The sequence below is a fragment of the Streptomyces sp. NPDC058663 genome, assembly GCF_042716745.1.
Classification (GTDB): domain Bacteria; phylum Actinomycetota; class Actinomycetes; order Streptomycetales; family Streptomycetaceae; genus Streptomyces.
The window spans coordinates 48,929-68,822 of the sequence record NZ_JBHXRV010000048.1 but is presented as its reverse complement, the minus strand read 5'-3'; the positions used below and the strand labels follow the sequence as shown (position 1 = coordinate 68,822).

Annotated in this window: 22 protein-coding genes and 1 riboswitch; of the genes, 15 read left to right on the top strand and 7 right to left on the bottom strand. The window is 70.4% G+C overall.

The window, feature by feature from the left end:
* Positions 1-288: hypothetical protein (locus ACFWVV_RS29720; protein WP_384422848.1), on the bottom strand; the 288-nt coding region annotated here is incomplete at its 3' end.
* 638 nt (positions 289-926) lie between these two features.
* Here ACFWVV_RS29720 and ACFWVV_RS29715 point away from each other — a divergent pair.
* Positions 927-1,247 (top strand): hypothetical protein, encoded by a 321-nt coding sequence (locus ACFWVV_RS29715; RefSeq protein ID WP_384358616.1) that lies wholly within the window; start codon positions 927-929, stop codon positions 1,245-1,247.
* 125 nt (positions 1,248-1,372) lie between these two features.
* On the opposite strand, the gene ACFWVV_RS29710 is transcribed toward ACFWVV_RS29715, so the two are convergent.
* Both ACFWVV_RS29710 and ACFWVV_RS29705 read right to left on the bottom strand, forming a co-directional pair.
* The gene (locus tag ACFWVV_RS29710; protein ID WP_384358618.1) at positions 1,373-1,957 is read right to left on the bottom strand and encodes an isochorismatase family protein; all 585 of its coding nucleotides are present in this window, start codon (positions 1,955-1,957) and stop codon (positions 1,373-1,375) included.
* A gap of 147 nt (positions 1,958-2,104) precedes the next feature.
* Complete coding sequence (locus ACFWVV_RS29705; RefSeq protein WP_384358620.1) at positions 2,105-3,481, bottom strand: nicotinate phosphoribosyltransferase; 1,377 nt, start codon at positions 3,479-3,481, stop codon at positions 2,105-2,107.
* 81 nt (positions 3,482-3,562) lie between these two features.
* Between ACFWVV_RS29705 and clpS the strand changes: the two genes are divergently transcribed.
* The 10 genes from clpS (at position 3,563) to ACFWVV_RS29655 (ending at position 11,485) form a co-directional block, all read left to right on the top strand.
* A complete protein-coding gene (clpS, locus tag ACFWVV_RS29700; protein ID WP_384358622.1) occupies positions 3,563-3,877 on the top strand; it encodes an ATP-dependent Clp protease adapter ClpS in 315 nt (104 codons plus the stop codon).
* Positions 3,877-4,482 carry a DUF2017 domain-containing protein gene (locus ACFWVV_RS29695; RefSeq protein WP_384358624.1) on the top strand — a complete coding sequence of 202 codons (606 nt, stop codon included), beginning with the start codon at positions 3,877-3,879 and terminating at the stop codon, positions 4,480-4,482. Before clpS ends, ACFWVV_RS29695 begins: the two co-directional genes overlap by 1 nt.
* A gap of 401 nt (positions 4,483-4,883) precedes the next feature.
* Entirely contained in the window at positions 4,884-6,395 is a 1,512-nt protein-coding gene (locus ACFWVV_RS29690; protein ID WP_384358626.1) for an amino acid permease, read from the top strand.
* Between the two features lie 130 nt (positions 6,396-6,525).
* Positions 6,526-6,942 (top strand): Mov34/MPN/PAD-1 family protein, encoded by a 417-nt coding sequence (locus ACFWVV_RS29685; protein WP_384358628.1) that lies wholly within the window; start codon positions 6,526-6,528, stop codon positions 6,940-6,942.
* A 30-nt stretch (positions 6,943-6,972) separates the two neighbouring features.
* Positions 6,973-7,098, top strand: a riboswitch (cobalamin riboswitch).
* A gap of 35 nt (positions 7,099-7,133) precedes the next feature.
* A complete protein-coding gene (locus ACFWVV_RS29680) occupies positions 7,134-8,111 on the top strand; it encodes an ABC transporter substrate-binding protein (RefSeq protein ID WP_384358630.1) in 978 nt (325 codons plus the stop codon).
* 6 nt (positions 8,112-8,117) lie between these two features.
* Positions 8,118-9,164, top strand: a complete 1,047-nt coding sequence (locus ACFWVV_RS29675; protein ID WP_384358632.1) for a FecCD family ABC transporter permease — start codon at positions 8,118-8,120, stop codon at positions 9,162-9,164.
* Complete coding sequence (locus ACFWVV_RS29670; protein ID WP_384358634.1) at positions 9,161-9,937, top strand: ABC transporter ATP-binding protein; 777 nt, start codon at positions 9,161-9,163, stop codon at positions 9,935-9,937. Before ACFWVV_RS29675 ends, ACFWVV_RS29670 begins: the two co-directional genes overlap by 4 nt.
* A 66-nt stretch (positions 9,938-10,003) precedes the next feature.
* Positions 10,004-10,114 carry a putative leader peptide gene (locus ACFWVV_RS29665; protein ID WP_384358636.1) on the top strand — a complete coding sequence of 37 codons (111 nt, stop codon included), beginning with the start codon at positions 10,004-10,006 and terminating at the stop codon, positions 10,112-10,114.
* 140 nt (positions 10,115-10,254) lie between these two features.
* Positions 10,255-10,533: a MoaD/ThiS family protein gene (locus ACFWVV_RS29660; protein ID WP_384358638.1), complete on the top strand. Its 279-nt coding sequence runs from the start codon at positions 10,255-10,257 to the stop codon at positions 10,531-10,533.
* Between the two features lies 1 nt (position 10,534).
* Positions 10,535-11,485, top strand: a complete 951-nt coding sequence (locus tag ACFWVV_RS29655; protein ID WP_384358640.1) for a PLP-dependent cysteine synthase family protein — start codon at positions 10,535-10,537, stop codon at positions 11,483-11,485.
* 125 nt (positions 11,486-11,610) lie between these two features.
* On the opposite strand, the gene ACFWVV_RS29650 is transcribed toward ACFWVV_RS29655, so the two are convergent.
* The gene (locus ACFWVV_RS29650) at positions 11,611-12,834 is read right to left on the bottom strand and encodes an acyltransferase family protein (RefSeq protein ID WP_384358642.1); all 1,224 of its coding nucleotides are present in this window, start codon (positions 12,832-12,834) and stop codon (positions 11,611-11,613) included.
* A 233-nt stretch (positions 12,835-13,067) separates the two neighbouring features.
* Complete coding sequence (locus tag ACFWVV_RS29645) at positions 13,068-13,565, bottom strand: type II toxin-antitoxin system PemK/MazF family toxin (RefSeq protein ID WP_384358644.1); 498 nt, start codon at positions 13,563-13,565, stop codon at positions 13,068-13,070.
* Positions 13,566-13,862: 297 nt separating this feature from the next.
* Between ACFWVV_RS29645 and ACFWVV_RS29640 the strand changes: the two genes are divergently transcribed.
* A complete protein-coding gene (locus tag ACFWVV_RS29640) occupies positions 13,863-14,615 on the top strand; it encodes an MBL fold metallo-hydrolase (RefSeq protein ID WP_384358646.1) in 753 nt (250 codons plus the stop codon).
* Between the two features lie 142 nt (positions 14,616-14,757).
* Here ACFWVV_RS29640 and ACFWVV_RS29635 read toward each other — a convergent pair whose 3' ends face one another.
* Together ACFWVV_RS29635 and ACFWVV_RS29630 are read right to left on the bottom strand one after the other, a co-directional pair.
* On the bottom strand, positions 14,758-16,023 hold the full coding sequence (locus ACFWVV_RS29635) for a PTS transporter subunit EIIC (protein WP_384358648.1): 1,266 nt from the start codon (positions 16,021-16,023) through the stop codon (positions 14,758-14,760).
* A gap of 365 nt (positions 16,024-16,388) precedes the next feature.
* Complete coding sequence (locus tag ACFWVV_RS29630; RefSeq protein WP_384358650.1) at positions 16,389-17,684, bottom strand: PTS transporter subunit EIIC; 1,296 nt, start codon at positions 17,682-17,684, stop codon at positions 16,389-16,391.
* A 232-nt stretch (positions 17,685-17,916) separates the two neighbouring features.
* Between ACFWVV_RS29630 and ACFWVV_RS29625 the strand changes: the two genes are divergently transcribed.
* The 3 genes from ACFWVV_RS29625 to ACFWVV_RS29615 all read left to right on the top strand — a co-directional run bounded on the left by ACFWVV_RS29625 (position 17,917) and on the right by ACFWVV_RS29615 (position 19,888).
* Positions 17,917-18,150 (top strand): glucose PTS transporter subunit EIIB, encoded by a 234-nt coding sequence (locus ACFWVV_RS29625; protein ID WP_384358652.1) that lies wholly within the window; start codon positions 17,917-17,919, stop codon positions 18,148-18,150.
* Positions 18,151-18,586: 436 nt separating this feature from the next.
* Positions 18,587-19,345 (top strand): ribonuclease PH, encoded by a 759-nt coding sequence (gene rph / locus ACFWVV_RS29620; RefSeq protein ID WP_384356470.1) that lies wholly within the window; start codon positions 18,587-18,589, stop codon positions 19,343-19,345.
* Between the two features lie 138 nt (positions 19,346-19,483).
* Positions 19,484-19,888, top strand: a complete 405-nt coding sequence (locus tag ACFWVV_RS29615) for a hypothetical protein (RefSeq protein ID WP_384356473.1) — start codon at positions 19,484-19,486, stop codon at positions 19,886-19,888.
* Positions 19,889-19,894: the final 6 nt, after the last annotated feature.

Below are 19,894 nucleotides of genomic sequence, written 5' to 3'. Positions count from 1 at the left end.
CTCCGCCACCGCATCGGGGGCGGAGTCCCCGGCCGCCCCCGTCCCCGTCTCCGCCGGCTTCCGCGCCTTCGCCGGCATGGGGACGGTCATCGCGACCAGCAGCCCGAGCCCCAGGGCCGCACACGCGATGACCGCGATCCAGGCACCCGAGGTGGTCTGCGACAGCAGCAGCATGGCGAGGGTGGAGAGAACGACGGTGAGCCCGCCGTAGGCGCACTGGGCGACGGTCGGGATCGGGAACCGCACGGCGGTCCGGGCTGTCCCTGGGGGCTGGCGTGTCCGCAGCATGGTGTCCGTCCTCGGAGCACGGGAAGGGGTCGCGGGGTCCTGGCTGACCCTATGACCCTTGGTGCCCAGGCGCGGCAGCCGGTAAGCGTGACCTCACCCACGGTGCCGAGGCACGGGGGGCGCACAGTGTCATCACGCGTTCCACTCCTTGAGACGCAAGCGCCCGTCCAGGCGGTATGCGACCGGCGTCCGGAATCCGGAGTGCGTCAACTTCCAGACGTATATGCACGGTTCGAGTCATCGTCCATCCGTGCTCAAGCGACTCCGTCCGCGTCCGGCGGGAGCCGGGAGGGCGCAGGACCCCTCGGCAGTGGACGGCGCGCGACCGTACGGCAGGGCCGTCCGGGGACCCGCCGTCGAAGGCCCGCACAGCCGCCGGGAGGCCCCTCGCCGAGCGTCAGGACAACTGACACCCCCACCCGTATCTCCCTGATCACCCGGGCCGGGAGCGGCCGGACACGGACGATCCCGGTGAGCGCCTCGGGTCGCCACTGCCTCATTTTCGGCCATTTACGCAGGTCAGAACGTGATCGGCCGTGGACCCCCTAGCGGGCGGCGGCCGATCGCGTTTAGATGCCTCCTACGTACTCGCTATTGACGCGGCGTCTTACGGGGCGTCGAACGGGGGAGTGATCGGCATGTCCGCAGGAGGCTTCAACAGACTCCCGAACGGCAGTGTGGTGGTGGCCCTGACCCTGCCACGGCCCGGCCAGGAGGGGCTCGGCGGCTGTTCCAAGGTCCGTGTCCTGGTACACGCGGTGAACAGGGCCCGCGCCCTGACCCGGCTGCGCAATCTCGGCCTGCGCGCGGTCTACCTGCGCGGCAACGCCGAACCGCCGACCCCGGACGAGATCACCGCCGTCCTGCACCACCCGGACGGCCTCCTCTGGCGCGCGGCCCCGCAGTCCCGCCAGGAGCTCTGGCACCCCATACGCGCCCTGCTGCGCCCGGCCACCTGACCCCCGGGCGCGCCCCGGCGGCGGCGCGGGGCACCTGACCCCGGGCGCCCAGGCGGCGGCGCCCGGCCACCTGATCCCCGGGCGCCCCGGCGGCCCGCGGGGCCGCCCGACCCCGGGCGTGCGGCCTACACCACCGGCTTGCCCGTCAGGGTGACGCCCGCCGCGCGCAGTTCCTCCAGGGCGGCCTCCGTCGTGGCGGCCGAGACTCCGGCCGTCAGGTCCAGGAGGACCTGGGTGGTGAATCCCTCCCGTGCCGCGTCCAGGGCGGTGGCCCGCACACAGTGATCGGTGGCGATGCCGACCACGTCGACCTCGGTGACCGAGCGGGCGCGCAGCCAGTCGGCCAGGGACATCCCGTTCTCGTCCGTGCCCTCGAAGCCGCTGTAGGCGGCCGAGTGCGCCCCCTTGTCGAAGACCGCCGCGATCGCCCCGGACGCCACCGCGGGGGCGAAGTTCGGGTGGAAACCGACGCCCTCGGTGCCTGCGACGCAGTGGACGGGCCAGGAGCGGACGTAGTCGGGGTCCGGGGAGAAGTGGTCGCCGGGGTCGATGTGGTGGTCCCGGGTGGCGACGACATGGCGGTAGCCGGCCTGCGACTCCCCGATCAGATCGGTGATCGCGGCGGCGACGTCCGCCCCGCCCGCGACCGCGAGGCTGCCGCCCTCGCAGAAGTCGTTCTGCACGTCGACGACGATCAAGGCGCGGTGCATGGCACGTTCCTTTTCTGCGGGAGCGGGGAGCGGGGAGCGGGGGCGGGTGCGGGGCGGGTGCGGAGTCCGTTCCTCCTGAGAGTAGAGAACGCAACGTCCAGGCGGGAGTGGGCATTTGGGACATCCGGGAAATCCGGTGCGGGTGGGTTACACGTACTCGGTGGGGATGACCGGCTCGCCGCGCGACAGCTGCATGGCGGACATGGGCAGGCCGTCCCTGGCCGTCACATGCCGCTCGCGCGCCGCGTCCAGCGGCTCGCGGGCGACGACCTCGCCGCCCTTGACCAGCTCCACCTGCAACTGGCGGTCGGCCAGCTCGGCGGGGACGGGCCCGGTGCCGATGACCTCGGCCTCCGCGATCCCGTACGCGTCGGGCCTGCGCGCCGCCCACTTGCGCCCGCCCCGCGAGGACTTCGCCCCCATCGACTTCTTCGCCACCGGGACCAGCGGCGCCTTCGGATCGGCGGACCCGGCGCGGGCGACCAGCTTGTAGACCATCGAACAGGTGGGGTGCCCGCTGCCGGTGACCAGCTGGGTGCCGACGCCGTACGCGTCCACCGGGGCCGCGGCGAGGGAGGCGATGGCGTACTCGTCGAGGTCGGAGGTGACGACGATCCTGGTGGACGTCGCGCCGAGCTCGTCCAGCTGCTGCCGCACCCGGTGCGCGACCAGCAGCAGGTCGCCGGAGTCGATGCGTACGGCACCCAGCTCCGGGCCCGCGACCTCGACGGCCGTGCGTACCGCCTCGGTGACGTCGTAGGTGTCCACGAGGAGGGTCGTCCCGCTGCCCAGCGAGTCGACCTGGGCCTGGAAGGCGTCGCGCTCGCTGTCGTGCAGCAGGGTGAAGGCGTGCGCGGAGGTGCCGACGGTGGGGATGCCGTAGCGGAAGCCCGCCGCCAGGTCGGAGGTGGAGGTGAAGCCGCCGACGTACGCGGCCCGCGAGGAGGCCACCGCGGACAGCTCGTGGGTGCGCCGGGCACCCATCTCGATGAGCGGCCGCTCGCCCGCCGATGCCGCCATCCTGGAGGCCGCGGCGGCGATCGCCGAGTCGTGGTTGAGGATCGAAAGGATCACCGTCTCCAGCAGCACGCACTCCGCGAAGCTGCCCTCGACACGCAGGATCGGCGAGCCGGGGAAGTAGACCTCGCCCTCCGGGTAGCCCCAGATGTCCCCGCGGAAGCGGTAGGAGGCGAGCCATTCGAGGGTCGGCTCGTCGACGATGCGCTGCTCGCGCAGGAAGCCCAGCATCTCCGCGTCGAAGCGGAAGTTCTCGACGGCGTCCAGCACCCGGCCCGTACCGGCGACGACGCCGTAGCGCCGCCCGGAGGGAAGCCTGCGGGTGAAGACCTCGAAGACGGAGCGACGGTCGGCGGTGCCGCCGCGCAACGCCGCCTGGAGCATGGTCAGCTCGTACTGGTCCGTGAACAGCGCTGTCGACGGCACTCCCACCCGTCGCCCACCCCCGTCCGTCCCAGGAGTTCCGCGCTCTTCTTCTTCCGCCGGCCCGAGGTCCGCTGTGTTCATACGACCGATGCTACCCCCGATCTCGTCAGAGTGACGAGATCTAGGGGCCCGTTTGTGCGACCCCGGCCCCGCGGTGGCAGCATGGGGAGGGTGAGTGTCGCCCCCGTAGAGATCGAACGCCCCGAATCGGCCGAGGAGACGTCCGTCGTCCCCGAGCCCGACACCCCCTGGGTGACCCTGGTCCACAACGACCCGGTCAACCTCATGAGTTACGTGTCGTACGTCTTCCAGACGTACTTCGGCTACTCCAAGGAAAAGGCACAGAAGCTGATGCTCGACGTCCACCACAAGGGCCGGGCGGTCGTCTCCGCGGGCAGTCGCGAGGAAATGGAACGGGACGTGCAGGCGATGCACGGGTACGGACTGTGGGCGACCCTCTCCCAGGACCGCGCCTGATGCCCGGCTACTTCGAGGCGGTCCCCGGAGTCGGCGCGGCCCTCGCCCTCGACGCCGTCGAGACGTCGATCCTGCGCTCGCTTGCGGTCCAGCTGCTGGAGCTGATCGGACCCGGTGAGGAACCCGTCGAGGGCGAGGACCCGCTCGCCGCGCTCTTCGCCGACGGCCCGAGTGAGGCGCCCACCGACCCGGCGCTGGCGCGGCTCTTCCCCGAGGCGTACATCGACCCCAAGGCGGAGCCCGACAAGGAACTGCTGGACGCCTCCGCCGAGTTCCGCCGCTTCACCGAGAACGACCTGCGCACCCGCAAGCGCGACGACGCCCTGTCCGTCGTGCGGGACCTGGACGCGCTGGCGGCCGACGACGCGGAAGGCGCGAGCGGCCTCGTCCTGACGCTGTCGCCCGATCAGTCGCGGCGCTGGCTCGGCACGCTCAACGACCTGCGCCTCACGATCGCCTCGCGTCTCGACATCACGGACGAGGACGAGAGCGACGAGCTGTACGCGCTGCCCGACGAGGACCCCCGCAAGCCGATGGTGATGGCGTACCTGTGGCTGGGCGGGCTCCAGGAATCCCTCGTCGAGACGTTGCTGCCGTCGGGGTGAGGGCTGCCGGTGCGAGGGCCGTCGGGCTGAGCGGTGCCGGCATGTGTGCCGTCGGTGTGGGTTCACCGCGCGTTCCGTAAGCGTTCGCTCAGCGGACGCTCAAATCCGGATAACGATCGGATCACCTCCCCTGGGCGCTTTGCCGCCGCAGGGGAGCTTTGTCTGCTTTTGCCTGTGCAATAGGGCACAAACCTCCAGTCGATCACGCCGTCGACCGTGATAGATCTGCACGACCACCCACGGACGCCACCCCTGTCCCGTGGGGGCGCTGACGCCGGACGAACCCGGCGATGCACTCCATCCACATCCGGGGGCACACGCCCCGCCAAAGGATCGTCACAGTCGGTCCGAGCCACGCAGCGAGCGACATGGCCGGATCGCATGGAGAAAGGCGCACGACCATGACCTCAGCGCAGGTCGACAAGCAGCACGGCGACGGCAATGAGGCCGGGACCGACGTCCCTCAGGGCGAGTCCGGCGAGGGCTACCAGCGTGGCCTCGGAGCCCGCCAGATCCAGATGATCGCCATCGGCGGCGCCATCGGCACCGGCCTCTTCCTCGGCGCGGGCAAGGGCATCTCCAAGGCCGGACCCAGCCTGATCCTCGCGTACGCGATCGCCGGTCTGGTCATCTTCTTCATCATGCGGGCCCTCGGCGAGCTGCTGATGTACCGCCCGGTGTCCGGCTCCTTCTCGGACTACGCCCGCGAGTTCGTCAGCCCCTTCATGGGCTTCGTGACCGGCTGGACGTACTGGCTCTTCTGGGTCGTCACCGGCATCACCGAGGTCACCGCCGCCTCCAAGTACATGCAGTACTGGACGAAGGACGCGACAGGCTGGCTCGATCAGCCGCAGTGGGTCTTCGCGCTGATCTTCACCGTCGTCCTCTTCTGCGCCAACCTCATCTCCGTGAAGCTCTTCGGTGAGCTGGAGTTCTGGTTCTCGATGGTCAAGGTCACCGCCATCATCGGCATGATCCTGATCTGCGTCGGCGTCCTGACGATCGGCTTCTCGGACGCAGGTGACACCGCGTCCGTCTCGCTCCTGTGGTCCGAGGGCGGCTTCTTCCCCAAGGGCATCGGCTCCACCCTCATGACCCTTCAGATGGTCATGTTCGCCTTCCTCGCCGTCGAGCTGGTCGGTGTGACCGCCGGTGAATCGAAGGACCCGAAGACCGTCCTGCCGAAGGCCATCAACACGGTGCCGTGGCGCATCGCCGTCTTCTACGTCGGCGCGCTGATCATGATCCTGTCGGTCGTGCCGTGGACGCACTTCCAGCCGGGCGTCTCCCCCTTCGTCGCCGCCTTCGAGAAGATGGGCCTCGGCGTCGGCGCAGCCATCGTCAACTTCGTCGTCCTCACCGCCGCCCTCTCCTCCTGCAACTCCGGCATGTACTCCACGGGCCGCATGCTGCGCGACCTGGCGCTGAACGGGCAGGCCCCGAAGCTCTTCACCAAGCTGACCGCCGGTGGACTGCCGCTGGCCGGCACCTCCTTCTCGGCGGCGCTGATGCTGGTCGGCGTGTGGATCAACTACCAGTGGCCGGGCGAGGCGTTCAACTACGTCGTCTCCTTCGCCACCATCTCCGGCATGTGGGCCTGGATCATGATCCTCGTCTCGCAGATCCGCTACCGGAAGCTCTCCGACCGCGGCGTCCTGCCGAAGTCCAGCTTCCGCGCCCCCGGAGCCCCGTACACCAGCTGGTTCGCGCTGCTCTTCATCGGCATGGTCATCGTCCTGATGGGCATCGACAAGGACGCCAGGATCTCCCTGTACTGCGCACCGGTGTGGGCGCTGCTGCTCGGCGTCTCCTACCTGGTCATGAAGAACAAGCCCGGCCAGGGCGGCGTCACGCGCTCCGAGACCGACGACGACAACACCGCGGCCATGCACACCTTCGACAACCTCGACTGACCTCCCGGGTCCGCGCGCCGGACGCCGCGGGAGTCCTTGCGGCCCGCGCCGACCGACGCCCGTCTCACCATCCGGTCCCGCCCGTACCACTCCTCGGTACGGGCGGGACCGTTTGCATATCCTGGGCCCCATGCTGACCCTTTCCCAGGCCCTGTACGACCAGATCGTCGCCCACGCGCGCGCCGACCACCCCGACGAGGCCTGCGGCATGGTCGCGGGCCCCGAGGGCACCGGCCGGCCCGAGCGCTTCATCCCCATGCTCAACGCCGCCCGCTCGCCGACCTTCTACGAGTTCGACTCGGGCGACCTCCTCAAGCTCTACCGCGAGATGGACGACCGCGACGAGGAGCCGGTCATCGTCTACCACTCCCACACCGCCACCGAGGCCTACCCCTCCCGCACGGACGTCACCTACGCCAACGAACCCGGCGCGCACTACGTCCTGGTCTCCACCGCGGACACCGAAGGACTGGGCGACTTCCAGTTCCGCTCGTACCGGATCGTCGACGCCGTGATCACGGAGGAAGAGGTCCAGGTGGTGGGGTAGGCCCCGGCCTCTGCCCGGACCGCCGGGTGAGACACTGTGCGCGACGTGGGCGGCAGCCCCCAGGAAGCCGGTGCGAATCCGGCACGGTCCCGCCACTGTGACCGGCCCGCCCCGCGGGCCGGAAGCCAGGAACTGGCCTGCCGCCTCCCATCCGTACAGGGGACGTGGAAATCCCCCGAGGAGGCACTCGCATGTCCTGGCGCACCCGCGCGGCCCTCATGGCCGCCGTCCTGCTCCCGCTCACCGCCTGCACCACAAGCAACGCCCCCACCGCCGGCAAGGCCCCGGCCGCCCCCGGCTTCCCGTACACCGTCGAGAACTGCGGGGTGAAGACCACCTTCACCAAGCCCCCCGCCCGCGCGCTGGCGATGAACCAGCACGCCACCGAGGTCCTCCTCGAACTCGGCCTCGCGAAGTCGGTCACCGGCACCGCCTACCTCGACGACAAGGTGCTGGAGAAGTACGCCGCCGACTACGCCGAGCTCCCCGTCGTCGCCAAGGAGTACCCCTCCCAGGAGAAGCTCCTCGCAGCCAACCCCGACTTCGTGTACGGCGGTTACGCCTCCGCCTTCGACCCCAAGCAGGGCCGCAGCCGCGAACAGCTGAAGAAGTCCGGCATCGAGTCCCGCCTCAACATCGAGTACTGCACGTCGGGCAGGTCCGCCGTCGACGACATCTACCGCGAAGTCGCCGAGACCGGGCGGACGTTCGGCGTGGCCGACCGCGCCGACGCCTGGGTCGCCGAAGCGAAGAAGACCATCACCCGCACCGAAACCCGCCTCAACGGCGTCCCGCCCGTCAAGGTCTTCGCGTACGACAGCGGCGACAAGTCCGCCCAGACCGCCGGCGGCAAGGGCATAGCCAACGAGATGATCACCCGCGCCGGCGGGACGAACATCATGGCCGACCTCCCCAAGGCCTTCGCCGACACCTCCTGGGAACAGATCGTCACCCGCAAGCCCGACGTGATCCTGATCATCGACTACGGGTCGACGACCGTCGCACAGAAGAAGAAGCGCCTCCTCGACGACCCGGCCCTCGCGGACGTCCCGGCGATCAGGAACAAGAAGTTCGCCGTCATGCCGCTCTCCGAGCTGGTGGTCGGCGTCCGCGCCCCCGCCGCCATCGAACGCCTCGCCCTCCAGCTCCACCCCGAGCTCAAGAAGTAACCGGCCGTGAGCTGCCGGACCCCGCCCGCCCGCGGGCCGCTCCGCTACACCCTCGCCCTGACCGTCCTCGCCGCCGCACTCGCGGCGGCGATGGTCGCCGGACTCGCCCTGGGACAGGTACGGATCCCGGCCGGACAGGTCCTCGACATCGTCACGGGCGGCGCCGGACCGAGCCCCTTCCGGACCATCGTCCTGGACGTGCGGATGCCGCGCGTCCTGCTCGCGGCGGTCGTCGGAGCGGGTCTCGCCGTCGTCGGCACGGTGCTCCAGGCCCTCGTGCGCAACCCGCTCGCCGACCCCTACCTCCTCGGCATCTCCTCCGGAGCCTCGGCCGGGGTCGTCCTGGTGATCGTCTTCGGTATCGGCAGCGGCCTGGGGCTCGCGACGACGGTCACCATGCCCGCCGGAGCCTTCGCCGGATCGCTCCTGGCCCTCGTCCTCGTCTACACCCTGGCCCGGCGTGGCGGACAGATGACCGGCACCCGCCTCGTGCTCGCCGGCGTCGCCGTCGCCTACATCCTGTCCGCACTCACCAGCCTGATCATGGTGACCTCGGCGAAGCGCGAGCACTTCCAGGAGGCGATGTACTGGACGCTGGGCGGCCTCGGCAGCGCCCGCTGGGACATGCTGCCGCTGCCCGCCGCCGTCCTCGCCACCGGGACCGCACTGCTCGTCGCACTCGCCAGACCGCTGGATCTGATGCTGGTGGGGGAGGAGGGCGCGACCGTACTCGGACTCGACACCTCCCGCTTCCGGGCCGCCGTCTTCGTCCTGACCTCGCTGGTCACCGGCGTCCTGGTGTCGGTGTCCGGGGCGATCGGCTTCATCGGACTGCTCGTCCCGCACGCCGCCCGGATGCTCGTCGGCGCACCGCACCGCACCCTGCTGCCCGTCGTCGCCCTCGCGGGCGCCGCCTTCCTGGTCCTCGCCGACCTCGGCGCCCGCGTCATCGCCGAACCCCAGGACATCCCGGTCGGCATCCTCACCGCCCTGATCGGCGGCCCGTTCTTCCTGTGGCTGCTGCGCCGCCGCCCCGAAGGAGCCCCGGCATGACCGTCCTGCGCACCGAAGGGCTGTCGTACGGCGTCGAAGGGCGCCACCTCGTCGACTCCGTGGACCTGACCGCGGGCGCGGGCGAGACCGTCGGCCTCGTCGGCCCCAACGGCAGCGGCAAGACCACCCTCCTGCGCTGCGTCTACGGCACCCTCACCCCCACCCACGGCCGCGCCCTCCTCGACGGCGACGACCTGCACACCATCGGCGCCAAGGCCCGCGCCCGGCGCCTGGCCACCGTCCCGCAGGACGGACAGGCGGTCTTCGAGCTGACCGTGCGCGAGGTCGTCGCGATGGGCCGCTCCCCGCACAAGAAGTTCTGGGAGAGCGACACCGCCGCCGACGCCGCCCTCGTGCGCGAGGCCCTGGAACGGGTCGGCATCGCGGACCTCGACGACCGCCCCTTCCCCTCCCTCTCCGGCGGCGAACGCCAACGCGCCCTGGTGGCAAGGGCGTTGGTGCAGCAGCCCGCCCTGGTCGTCCTCGACGAACCCACCAACCACCTCGACATCCGCTACCAGCTCGAAGTGCTCTCCCTCGTCCGCGACCTGGGCACCACCAACCTCCTCGCCCTGCACGACCTCAACCTCGCCGCCTACTACTGCGACCGGCTCTACGTGCTCGACGCCGGCCGGATCGTCGCCGAAGGCACCCCCGAAGAGGTCCTCACACCCGACCTCCTCAAGCGGGTCTACGGGGTGAACGCCGAGGTCAGCCTGCACCCGGCCACCGGCGCCCCGACCGTCGTCTACCTCCCGCCGTCCACCAGCTGAACACCTTCCTCTCAGCATGCGAGATCACATGCCCGGATCCGGGCCGGGAATCTATACGATGACCGCATGGTTCCCCCTGACGTGACAGCGAAGACGAGGCCCGGCAGCCCGCTGCTTGTGGCGCGCCTGCACGTCGATCTGTGCCGCCTCGGCAGCACGCTCTGTACGGCCGCCTGACCGGCCCGCACCTCTGCGAACGATCCGCAACACCCCCGCGGGGGAGGACGACCTGCCGCGCGCCCGTCTCCGCAGCACAACGACTTCCGCGCAAGCACCCCGACTTTCGCGCACGTACTCCCGAGAAGGAGCCGCAAGCCATGGCCATCGAGGTCCGCATCCCCACCATCCTCCGCACCCACACCGACGGCGCCAAGGCCGTCGAGGGCAGTGGCGAAACCCTCGCCGACCTCCTCGCCGACCTGGAGAGCCGCCACGCCGGCATCCAGGAGCGCATCGTCGACAAGGGCGAGCTGCGCCGCTTCGTCAACGTCTACCTCAACGACGAGGACGTCCGCTTCCTGGACGGCATCTCCACCAAGCTCGCCGACGGCGACAGCGTGACGATCCTGCCCGCGGTCGCGGGCGGCTCCCGCTGACATGCGCTACGACTCCCCGCTCGCCGCGGTCGGCAACACCCCCCTGGTCAGGCTGCCCCGCCTCTCGCCCTCCGCCGACGTGCGGATCTGGGCGAAGCTGGAGGACCGCAACCCGACGGGGTCGATCAAGGACCGCCCCGCGCTCCACATGGTCGAGCAGGCCGAGAAGGACGGCCGGCTCACCCCCGGCTGCACCATCCTGGAGCCCACCAGCGGCAACACCGGCATCTCCCTGGCCATGGCCGCCAAGCTCAAGGGCTACCGCATCGTCTGCGTGATGCCCGAGAACACCTCCCAGGAGCGCCGCGACCTGCTGGCCATGTGGGGCGCCGAGATCATCTCCTCCCCGGCGGCGGGCGGTTCCAACACGGCGGTGCGGGTCGCCAAGGAGCTCAGCGCCGAGCACCCGGACTGGGTGATGCTCTACCAGTACGGCAACCCCGACAACGCCGGCGCCCACTACGCCACCACGGGTCCGGAGATCCTCACCGACCTCCCCTCGATCACCCACTTCGTCGCGGGCCTGGGCACCACCGGCACCCTGATGGGCGTCGGCCGCTACCTCCGCGAGCACCGCCCCGAAGTGAAGATCGTCGCCGCCGAACCGCGCTACGACGACCTCGTCTACGGCCTGCGCAACCTCGACGAAGGCTTCGTACCCGAGCTGTACGACGCCTCCGTGCTCACCACCCGCTTCTCCGTGGGCTCCGCCGACGCGGTCACCCGCACCCGCGAACTCCTCCAGCAGGAGGGCATCTTCGCGGGCGTCTCCACCGGCGCCGTCCTGCACGCCGCGATCGGCGTCGGCCGCAAGGCGGTCAAGGCGGGGGAGTCCGCCGACATCGTCTTCGTCGTCGCCGACGGCGGCTGGAAGTACCTCTCCACCGGCGTCTACACGGCCCCCACCACGGAGGCCGCCATCGAAACCCTGCACGGCCAGCTCTGGGCGTGACACCCGCCGCCGCACAGCACGCCCGCACGCGTGTCGTACGGCACCGCCGCACAGCGAAGGGCCCGGCGCGATCACCTCGCGCCGGGCCCTCGTGCGTCACTTCCGCGGTCGTACCGGCCGCACCCCTACCGGGACGGGGTCAGTCCCGCCGTCATCGTCTCCTCCGGCATCGGGTGAACCCCCACCTTGCGGCGCAGCCGCTGCGGCATCTTCCGGTTCAGCCACTTCGCGGCCGGCTCCTCGACGAAGTGGAACAGCGCCCACGACATCGCGACCACCACCAGGCCGCAGCCCAGCAGGTCGAACAGCACGCTGTTGTCGTTCCCGGCCCGGCCCCAGGCGTACGTCGCCAGCCGCGATACCGAGTGGTGCAGCAGGTAGAAGCCGTAGGACCAGGCACCGAGCAGGATCAGCACCTTGTTGTTCAGGACGCCCCGGTGACCGTTGATCTCCCGCTGGACGAACGCCAGGATGATCAGCATCGACAGCACGGCGATGACCGGCCGCACCGCGTAGTCCAGCTGGCCGACCACGGCGTCGGAGAGCCGCGCGCGGCCCTGGTAGTACCCGTACACGTACAGCCCGAGCAGTACGAGGGGGACGATCGGGCGCATCGGCAGCCGCCAGCCGCGCTGCACCGCCAGCGCCACCGTCATGCCGAGCAGGAACTGCGGCAGGTAGACGAGCGGGTTGCGCATGATCCAGCCCTCGGTGGGGCCGGAGAAGTTCGCCGCCGCCCACCAGTTGACCGCCCACATCCCGATCAGGCCGAGCGCGGTCAGCAGCGCCAGCGTGCGGGTGCGCAGCCGCACCACCACGCGCGCGGCCAGCGGGAACAGCGCGTAGAACAGGAGCTCGACACTGAGTGTCCAGGTGACCTCGTTGCCCGGCAGCGTCGGCGTGACACCCGGGAACCACGTCTGCACCAGGAACAGCGACGAGATCAGGCTCGGCCAGTCGATGTGCTCGTGCGCGGCGATGTAGTACGCGTAGACGCCCAGCACCGCCGCCACCAGCGAGGCGGGCCAGATCCGGCCGACCCGCCGCCAGTAGAAGGCGAGCGGATGCTCCTGCGGCTTGAAGACCCAGGTCAGCAGGAAGCCGGACAGCACGAAGAAGAAGGTGACGCCATGGCCACCGATCATCGAGTACGGGAAGATCAGCGGCGCCGTGCCGTAACCGGTGCCCTTGCCGTGCCCGGAGAAGTGGTGTGCGAAGACCGCGAACGCGGCGAAGAATCTGAGGCTGGTGAGGGAATCCAGCCTGGTCGGCAGCGCCTTCGGCAGGTCCGACGGCCTGAACGGCGCGGGGACGAAGCGTGGGCGGGGAGCAGTGAGCGTCGCAGTCACAGGCATCTCAGTACGTCGGGGACGGAAGAGGAACGTCAGACAAAAGGGCGCTTGTCGGATCTCGGGGTGAAGGAGAGCCTTCTGCATAGTGGGCGATCATGGAAAAACCCCAAGAGCGGTCAGGCTAGCGCCCCTCCGGCCCCTTCCGCCTCCCGGTGTGAGCTACGCCGCCCCCGTTCCCCCGCGAACCGCTGCGCATCGGTTCGCACAAGGTCACGGGACCGCCCCACACCTCAGTGCGACAAATGCCGCACCTGATCCCAAACGGTGGGATCGGCAACCCCCACCCGACGCCGGAACTCCCACAGCGCCACATCCCGCAGCTCGTCCGTCTCCAGAAAACTCGGCCGCCCCTGCGCATCACCCACCGACCCCGGCGGCAACGCGATCACCCCCGCCCGGTCGTGCTGCCACTTGCTCGTGATCTTCGCGACGACCGCGTTCTCCCCCCGCACCGACAACACCAGACAGGGCCGGTCCTTCGAGCCGGGACCGTCCTCGAACGGCACGTCGGCCCACCAGATCTCCCCCGCCTGCGGCAACCGCTTGGGCAGCTTGCCCGGCCTGCGGCGCGGCCCCGAAGGACGGCCCGGCGGACGCGTCCGATCCCTGCCACCACCCCGGTTCCGGGGCCCGCGCAGCCGCGGCCCCCGCCCCCGCCCGTCCGCGAGCGCCGCGACGAGCGCGACCGCGACCACCGCGAGCAACGCCAGCCACCACGACGTATCCATGCGCCCGACGGTACCGGCGCCCCCGCCGAACGGCACACCCTGGGGCCCGGGGGAGGGCGAACGGGGTGCTCGGGGGCTTGGTGCCCGCCGTGCCGCGCCGCAGCCCCCGGCACCCCGCCCCGGCACCCCCACCCCGCGCACGCGCCCCCACGCACTCCCCCCAAACCGGTGACACCCCAGGTGAGTTGCCCCACAACGAACGGCCGCCGAGGAGCGGGACCACCAGCCGCGCCTTACGCTCGACCCACCCCGCCCCCCTCCCCGCACCCGCCCCCGCACCACGGAGGTCCCAGCTCAATGAAGCTCACCGTCGTCGGCTGCTCGGGGTCGTTCCCGTCCGCGGAATCGGCCTGTTCGAGCTACCTCGTCGAGGCCGACGGCTTCCGGCTGCTTCTCGACATGGGCAACGGCGCCCTCGGCGAGCTGCAGCGCCACACCGGTCTCTACGACCTGGACGCGATCTACCTCAGCCACCTGCACGCCGACCACTGCATCGACATGACGGGGTACTTCGTCACCCGTTACTACCGCCACGACGGCGGCCGCGCCCCCAGCATCCCGGTGTACGGACCGGACGGCACCGAGGAGCGGCTGTCCGCGGCGCACGCGGACCTCCCCACCCCCGACGCGATGAGCAAGGTCTTCGACTTCCACACCCTCAAGCCCGGCGCCTTCCACATCGGTCCGCTCTCCGTGCGCACGGAGAAGATGCGCCACCCCGTCGAGACGTACGGCATCCGCCTGGAGCACGGCGGCCGCAGCCTCACGTACTCCGGGGACACCGGGCCGTGCGAGGCCCTGTACGAGCTGGCGGAGGGCAGCGACCTCTTCCTCTGCGAGGCATCGTTCCTGCACGGCAAGGAGGACATCCCGGAGCTGCACATCAACGGCCGCCAGGCCGGGGAGTACGCCCAGCGGGCCGGCGTCGGACGGCTCATGCTCACCCACATCCCGCCGTGGACGGACGCGGCCCGCAATGTGCGCGACGCCCGCGAGGTCTACGAAGGACCGGTGGAACTGGCGGCCAGGGGAGCGGTCCACGAGGTCTGAGTCCACCCCGTCCGAGTCCACCCCGTCCGAGCCCACTCCGTCCGAGTCCACCCCGTCCCGGACGTACGCACGAGGGCCCCGGAACCGATCGGTTCCGGGGCCCTCGCGTACAGCGGTGACGGCAACTGCCGCGCGGCTGAGCCTACTTGGCTTCGGCCTTCTGGAGCTCGGCGAGCTCCTCGTCGGACTCGCGGCCCGGCGTCGGGATGTTGAACTTCGTGATCGCGAAGCGGAAGACGAAGTAGTACACCACCGCGAAGCAGAGGCCGACCAGGACCAGCATCCACGGCTTGGTGGCGATGCCCAGGTTCAGGAAGAAGTCGATCGCACCGGCGGAGAAGCCGAAGCCGTCCTTCATGCCGAGCGCCCAGGTCAGCGCCATCGAGACACCGGTCAGCACCGCGTGGATGGCGTACAGCACCGGGGCCAGGAACATGAAGGTGAACTCGATGGGCTCGGTCACACCGGTCACGAAGGCGGTGAGGGCGAGCGAGAACATCATGCCGCCGACGATCTTGCGACGCTCCGGGCGGGCGCAGTGCACGATCGCGAGGCAGGCCGCCGGGAGGGCGAACATCATGATCGGGAAGAAGCCGGTCATGAACTGGCCCGCGTTCGGGTCACCGGCCAGGAAGCGGGCGATGTCGCCGTGCTTGCCCTCGAACTCGCCGGCCTGGAACCACGGGAAGGAGTTCAGCAGGTGGTGCATGCCGACCGGGATCAGCGCACGGTTGGCGACACCGAAGATGCCCGCGCCGACCGCACCCGAGCCGACCAGCCACTCACCGAAGTTGTGCAGGGCGGTGCCCAGGACCGGCCAGATGAAGCCGAAGACGATGCCGGTGATCAGACCCGCGAAGGCCGAGAGGATCGGGACGAGGCGGCGGCCGCCGAAGAAGCCCGCCCAGTCGGGCAGCTTGGTGCGGTAGAAGCGCTGGTAGAGCAGGGCCACGATGAGGCCCATGACCACACCGCCGAGCACACCCGCGTTGACCGGCGCCTCGTTCATGACGATCTTGCCGTCGACGACCGCGGCGACCTTCGGCAGGTTGCTGTCGGTGAAGGTGGCGAGCACCTTCTGGAAGACCAGGTAGCCCGTGACGGCGGCGAGCGCGGTCGAGCCGTCCGACTTCTTGGCGAAGCCGATCGCGATGCCCACGGCGAACAGGATCGCCATGTTGCCGATGATGGCGTCACCACCGGCCGCCATGTACCCGGCGATCTTGGTGATGAACTCCGGGAAGTTCTCACGACCGAGCATGTCGGGCTGGCCGAGGCGGATCAGCAGGGCGCCCGCGGGCAGCACGGCGACCGGCAGCATCAGGCTGCGGCCGATGCGCTGCATGACAGCCATCACGCCCGCGCCCTTCTTCTTCTCAGCCGCGGGGGCGGCGCTGGCCTTGGACATCTGATCCTCCATGTGGGCAAGGCGCCGCCAGGACATGGAAAACAGGGGGACGGCGGCGTCTCCGGGGTACGCGCGAACCCAAGAGCTCGGGGCGCGTGGTCTACACCACCCAGTGGTGTAGACCAGTTGTAACACGGTGAGGGTGAGATAAGGAACCCGCGATTCCGCTGCTCTGGGACACATCTGCACAGAACAGACGAAGGCCCCCGGACCACTGGGGTCCGAGGGCCTGGGGGAGCGGGGCCTATGCCCCGCTCCGGGCGCTTCGCGCGCCTGCTTTCATACGGTTTCGGGCGCGGGCTCCGCGGGGTCGCGGGTGCGGGCTCCGCGGGCTCCGTGGGGTCGCGGGTGCCCGCCGCGCCGGGCTACTTGACGTTCTGCCGCTCCAGCTCCTCCTCCACCTCCTCCGGCTCGCGGCCGGGGGTGGGGAGGTTGAACTTGGTGATCGCGAAGCGGAACAGCGCGTAGTACACGACCGCGAAGCCCAGCCCGATCGGAATGATCAGCCAGGGCTTCGTCGCCAGCCCCCAGTTGATGACGTAGTCGATCAGTCCTGCCGAGAAGCTGAAGCCGTCCTTGACGCCGAGACCCCACGTCACCGCCATCGACACACCCGTGAGCACCGCGTGGATCGCGTACAGCACCGGCGCGATGAACAGGAACGAGTACTCCAGCGGCTCGGTGATGCCGGTGACGAACGAGGTCAGACCCACCGACAGCATCAGCCCGCCGACCGCCTTGCGCCGGTTCGGCCTGGCGCAGTGCGTGATCGCCAGCGCCGCCGCCGGCAGCGCGAACATCATGATCGGGAAGAAGCCGGTGGTGAACTGCCCCGCCGTCGGATCGCCCGCCAGGAACCGGTTGATGTCACCGTGCACGGTGGTGCCGTCCGGCTTGGTGTAACTGCCGAACTGGAACCAGATCGGCACGTTCAGGAACTGGTGCAGACCGATCACCAGCAGACCGCGGTTGGCGATGCCGAAGATGCCCGCACCCAGTGCGCCGAGGCCGATCAGCCAGTCACTGAAGCTCTCCAGGGCGCTGCCCACCGGCGGCCACACCCACAGGCACAGCGCGGCGAAGACGATCGCCACGAACGACATGATGATCGGCACCAGGCGGCGGCCGTTGAAGAAGCCCAGCCAGTCGACCAGCTTGGTGCGGTGGTACTTCTGCCAGAAGTACGCGGCCAGCAGCCCCATCACGATGCCGCCGAACACCCCCGGATTCTGGTACGCGAACGCCGACACGGTGCCGTCCGCCGCCCGGCACCCCGTCGCGACCGCCTCGCCGCCGCCCTCGCAGTCCTTGGGGAACTGGCGCAGCACGTTGTAGTACACGAGGAAGCCGGCCACCGCGGCCAGCGCGGTCGAGCCGTCCGACTTCTTGGCCATGCCGATCGCGACGCCCACGCAGAACAGCAGCGGCAGCCCGAGGTTCGCGTCCAGCAGGGCGCCGCCCGCGCCCGCCATCACCTTGGCGACGTTCTCCCAGCCGAGACCGTCCTTGCCGAACACATCCGGCTGGCCGAGCCGGTTCAGGATGCCCGCCGCGGGGAGGACCGCGATCGGCAGCTGAAGACTCCGCCCCATCTTCTGCAGTCCCTGGAACAGGCCGTTCCACCACTTCGGCGACGGCCTCGCCGTGCTCTGCACACTCATGGACGTCCTCCCGGAACAAGCCATTCCGCACGGGTGTTGCACACTGGTGTAGACCAGTTGCGATACGGTCCCGGAGTGCTGCGGTCCGCGGTCCTCCGGTGATCGTCATCCTTCGCCACGTACGACGCGCGCGCCCGTGAAGATGGGCCAACCGTGGGTTAACGTGACAAAGCGCCAACGCTGGGCCGACGCGGCGTGCCGCAGCGACCTTTGACCACTCAGGGAGAAACACATGGCCACCAAGGCTGAGAAGATCGTCGCCGGGCTCGGCGGGCTCGACAACATCGAAGAGGTCGAGGGCTGCATCACGCGCCTGCGGACCGAGGTCGTCAACCCCGACCTCGTCAACGAGGCGGCCCTCAAGGCCGCCGGCGCCCACGGCGTCGTCCGGATGGGCACGGCGATCCAGGTCGTCATCGGCACCGACGCCGACCCGATCGCCGGCGAAATCGAAGACATGATGTAACCCACTGGCTTCCTCACCCCGGGCCCGAATCCACCCTGGATCCGGGCCCGAGGCGTTCCCCCAGTCCCCTTGGGCACCGGGGCCGCCCCCCGGGGGCGGAACGGGTGGGCAAGGGGGCGGCCCCCGGCGGAGCCGCGCCCCCCTACCCCGCCCGCCCCATGCCCGCCCCCCTGCCCCGCGACGCCCCCCCCTGCCCCGCGACGCCCCCCCCTGCCCCGCGACGCCCCGCCTGCCCCGCGACGCCCCGCCTGCCCCGCGACGCCCCGCCCGCCTCGCGACGCCCCGGAGCCCCGGGGCCGCGCGGAGGCCCGGACCGCCCGGAGCCCCGGGGCCGCCCGGAGGCCCGGGGGTCGGGGGTCGGGGGCAAGGCCCACCCCGATCCAGCCAGTCCCCCGACAGGGACCAGCCCCCCACCCACACCGACTACGCTCACCCCATGTCTCGAATCGACGGCCGCACCCCCGAAATGCTCCGCCCCGTCACCATCGAACGCGGATGGAGCAAGCACGCCGAGGGCTCCGTCCTCGTCTCCTTCGGCGACACGAAGGTCTTCTGCACCGCCTCCTTCACCGAGGGCGTCCCCCGCTGGCGCAAGGGCAGCGGCCAGGGCTGGGTGACCGGCGAGTACTCGATGCTCCCGCGCGCCACCAACACCCGCGGCGACCGCGAGTCCGTCCGCGGCAAGATCGGCGGCCGCACCCACGAGATCTCCCGCCTGATCGGCCGCTCGCTGCGGGCCGTCATCGACTACAAGGCCCTCGGCGAGAACACCGTCGTCCTGGACTGCGACGTCCTCCAGGCCGACGGCGGCACCCGCACCGCCGCCATCACCGGCGCGTACGTAGCCCTCGCCGACGCCATCGCCTGGGGTAAGTCCAAGAAGCTCATCAAGGCGAACCGCGAGCCCCTCACCGGCACCGTCTCCGCCGTCTCCGTAGGCATCGTCGACGGCGTCCCCCTCCTCGACCTCTGCTACGAGGAGGACGTCCGTGCCGACACCGACATGAACGTCGTCTGCACCGGCGACGGCCGTTTCGTCGAGGTCCAGGGCACCGCCGAGGCCGAGCCCTTCGACCGCAAGGAACTCAACGCCCTGCTCGACCTGGCCACCGGTGGCTGCGCGGACCTCACCGCCCTCCAGACCCGCGCCCTCACCGCAGCCACCACCGACACGGAGCCCCCCACCGCCCCGTAGCGCGAGCAACCATGGACATCCCCCTCGCGTCGTAACGGATACGGGTGTACGGCCTCAACCCCGTACACCCGTCCATCCGTTGGCCACGGGCAGCCGGACCACCCGGCCGCCCGCGGCCCGTCAGGGAGGATCCCGTCCATGCCGTCCGCTGTACGCCGCCCCCGCCACCGCCGCACCGCCCTGGCTCTCGCCGCGGCAGCGCTCGCCCTCCCACTCGCCGTCGGCTGCGGGGCCCTCGACAAGGCCATGGACTGCGCCAACACCGCCGCGACCATCGCCTCCAGCGTCGACCGGCTGAAGACGGCGGTCACCACTGCCGCGGAAAACCCCCTCCAGTCGCAGCAGGCCCTCAACGACATCGACCGCGAGCTGAAGTCCCTCGGCGACAAGACCGACAACGCCGACCTCTCCAAGGCGGTCAACGACCTCACCACCGGCGTCGCGAACGTCCGCAAGGCCCTCGACTCCGGCGACACCACCCCGGACCTCAAGCCGGTCACGGACGCGGCCACCGAAATCGGCAAGGTCTGCACCCCGGGCTGACCGGCG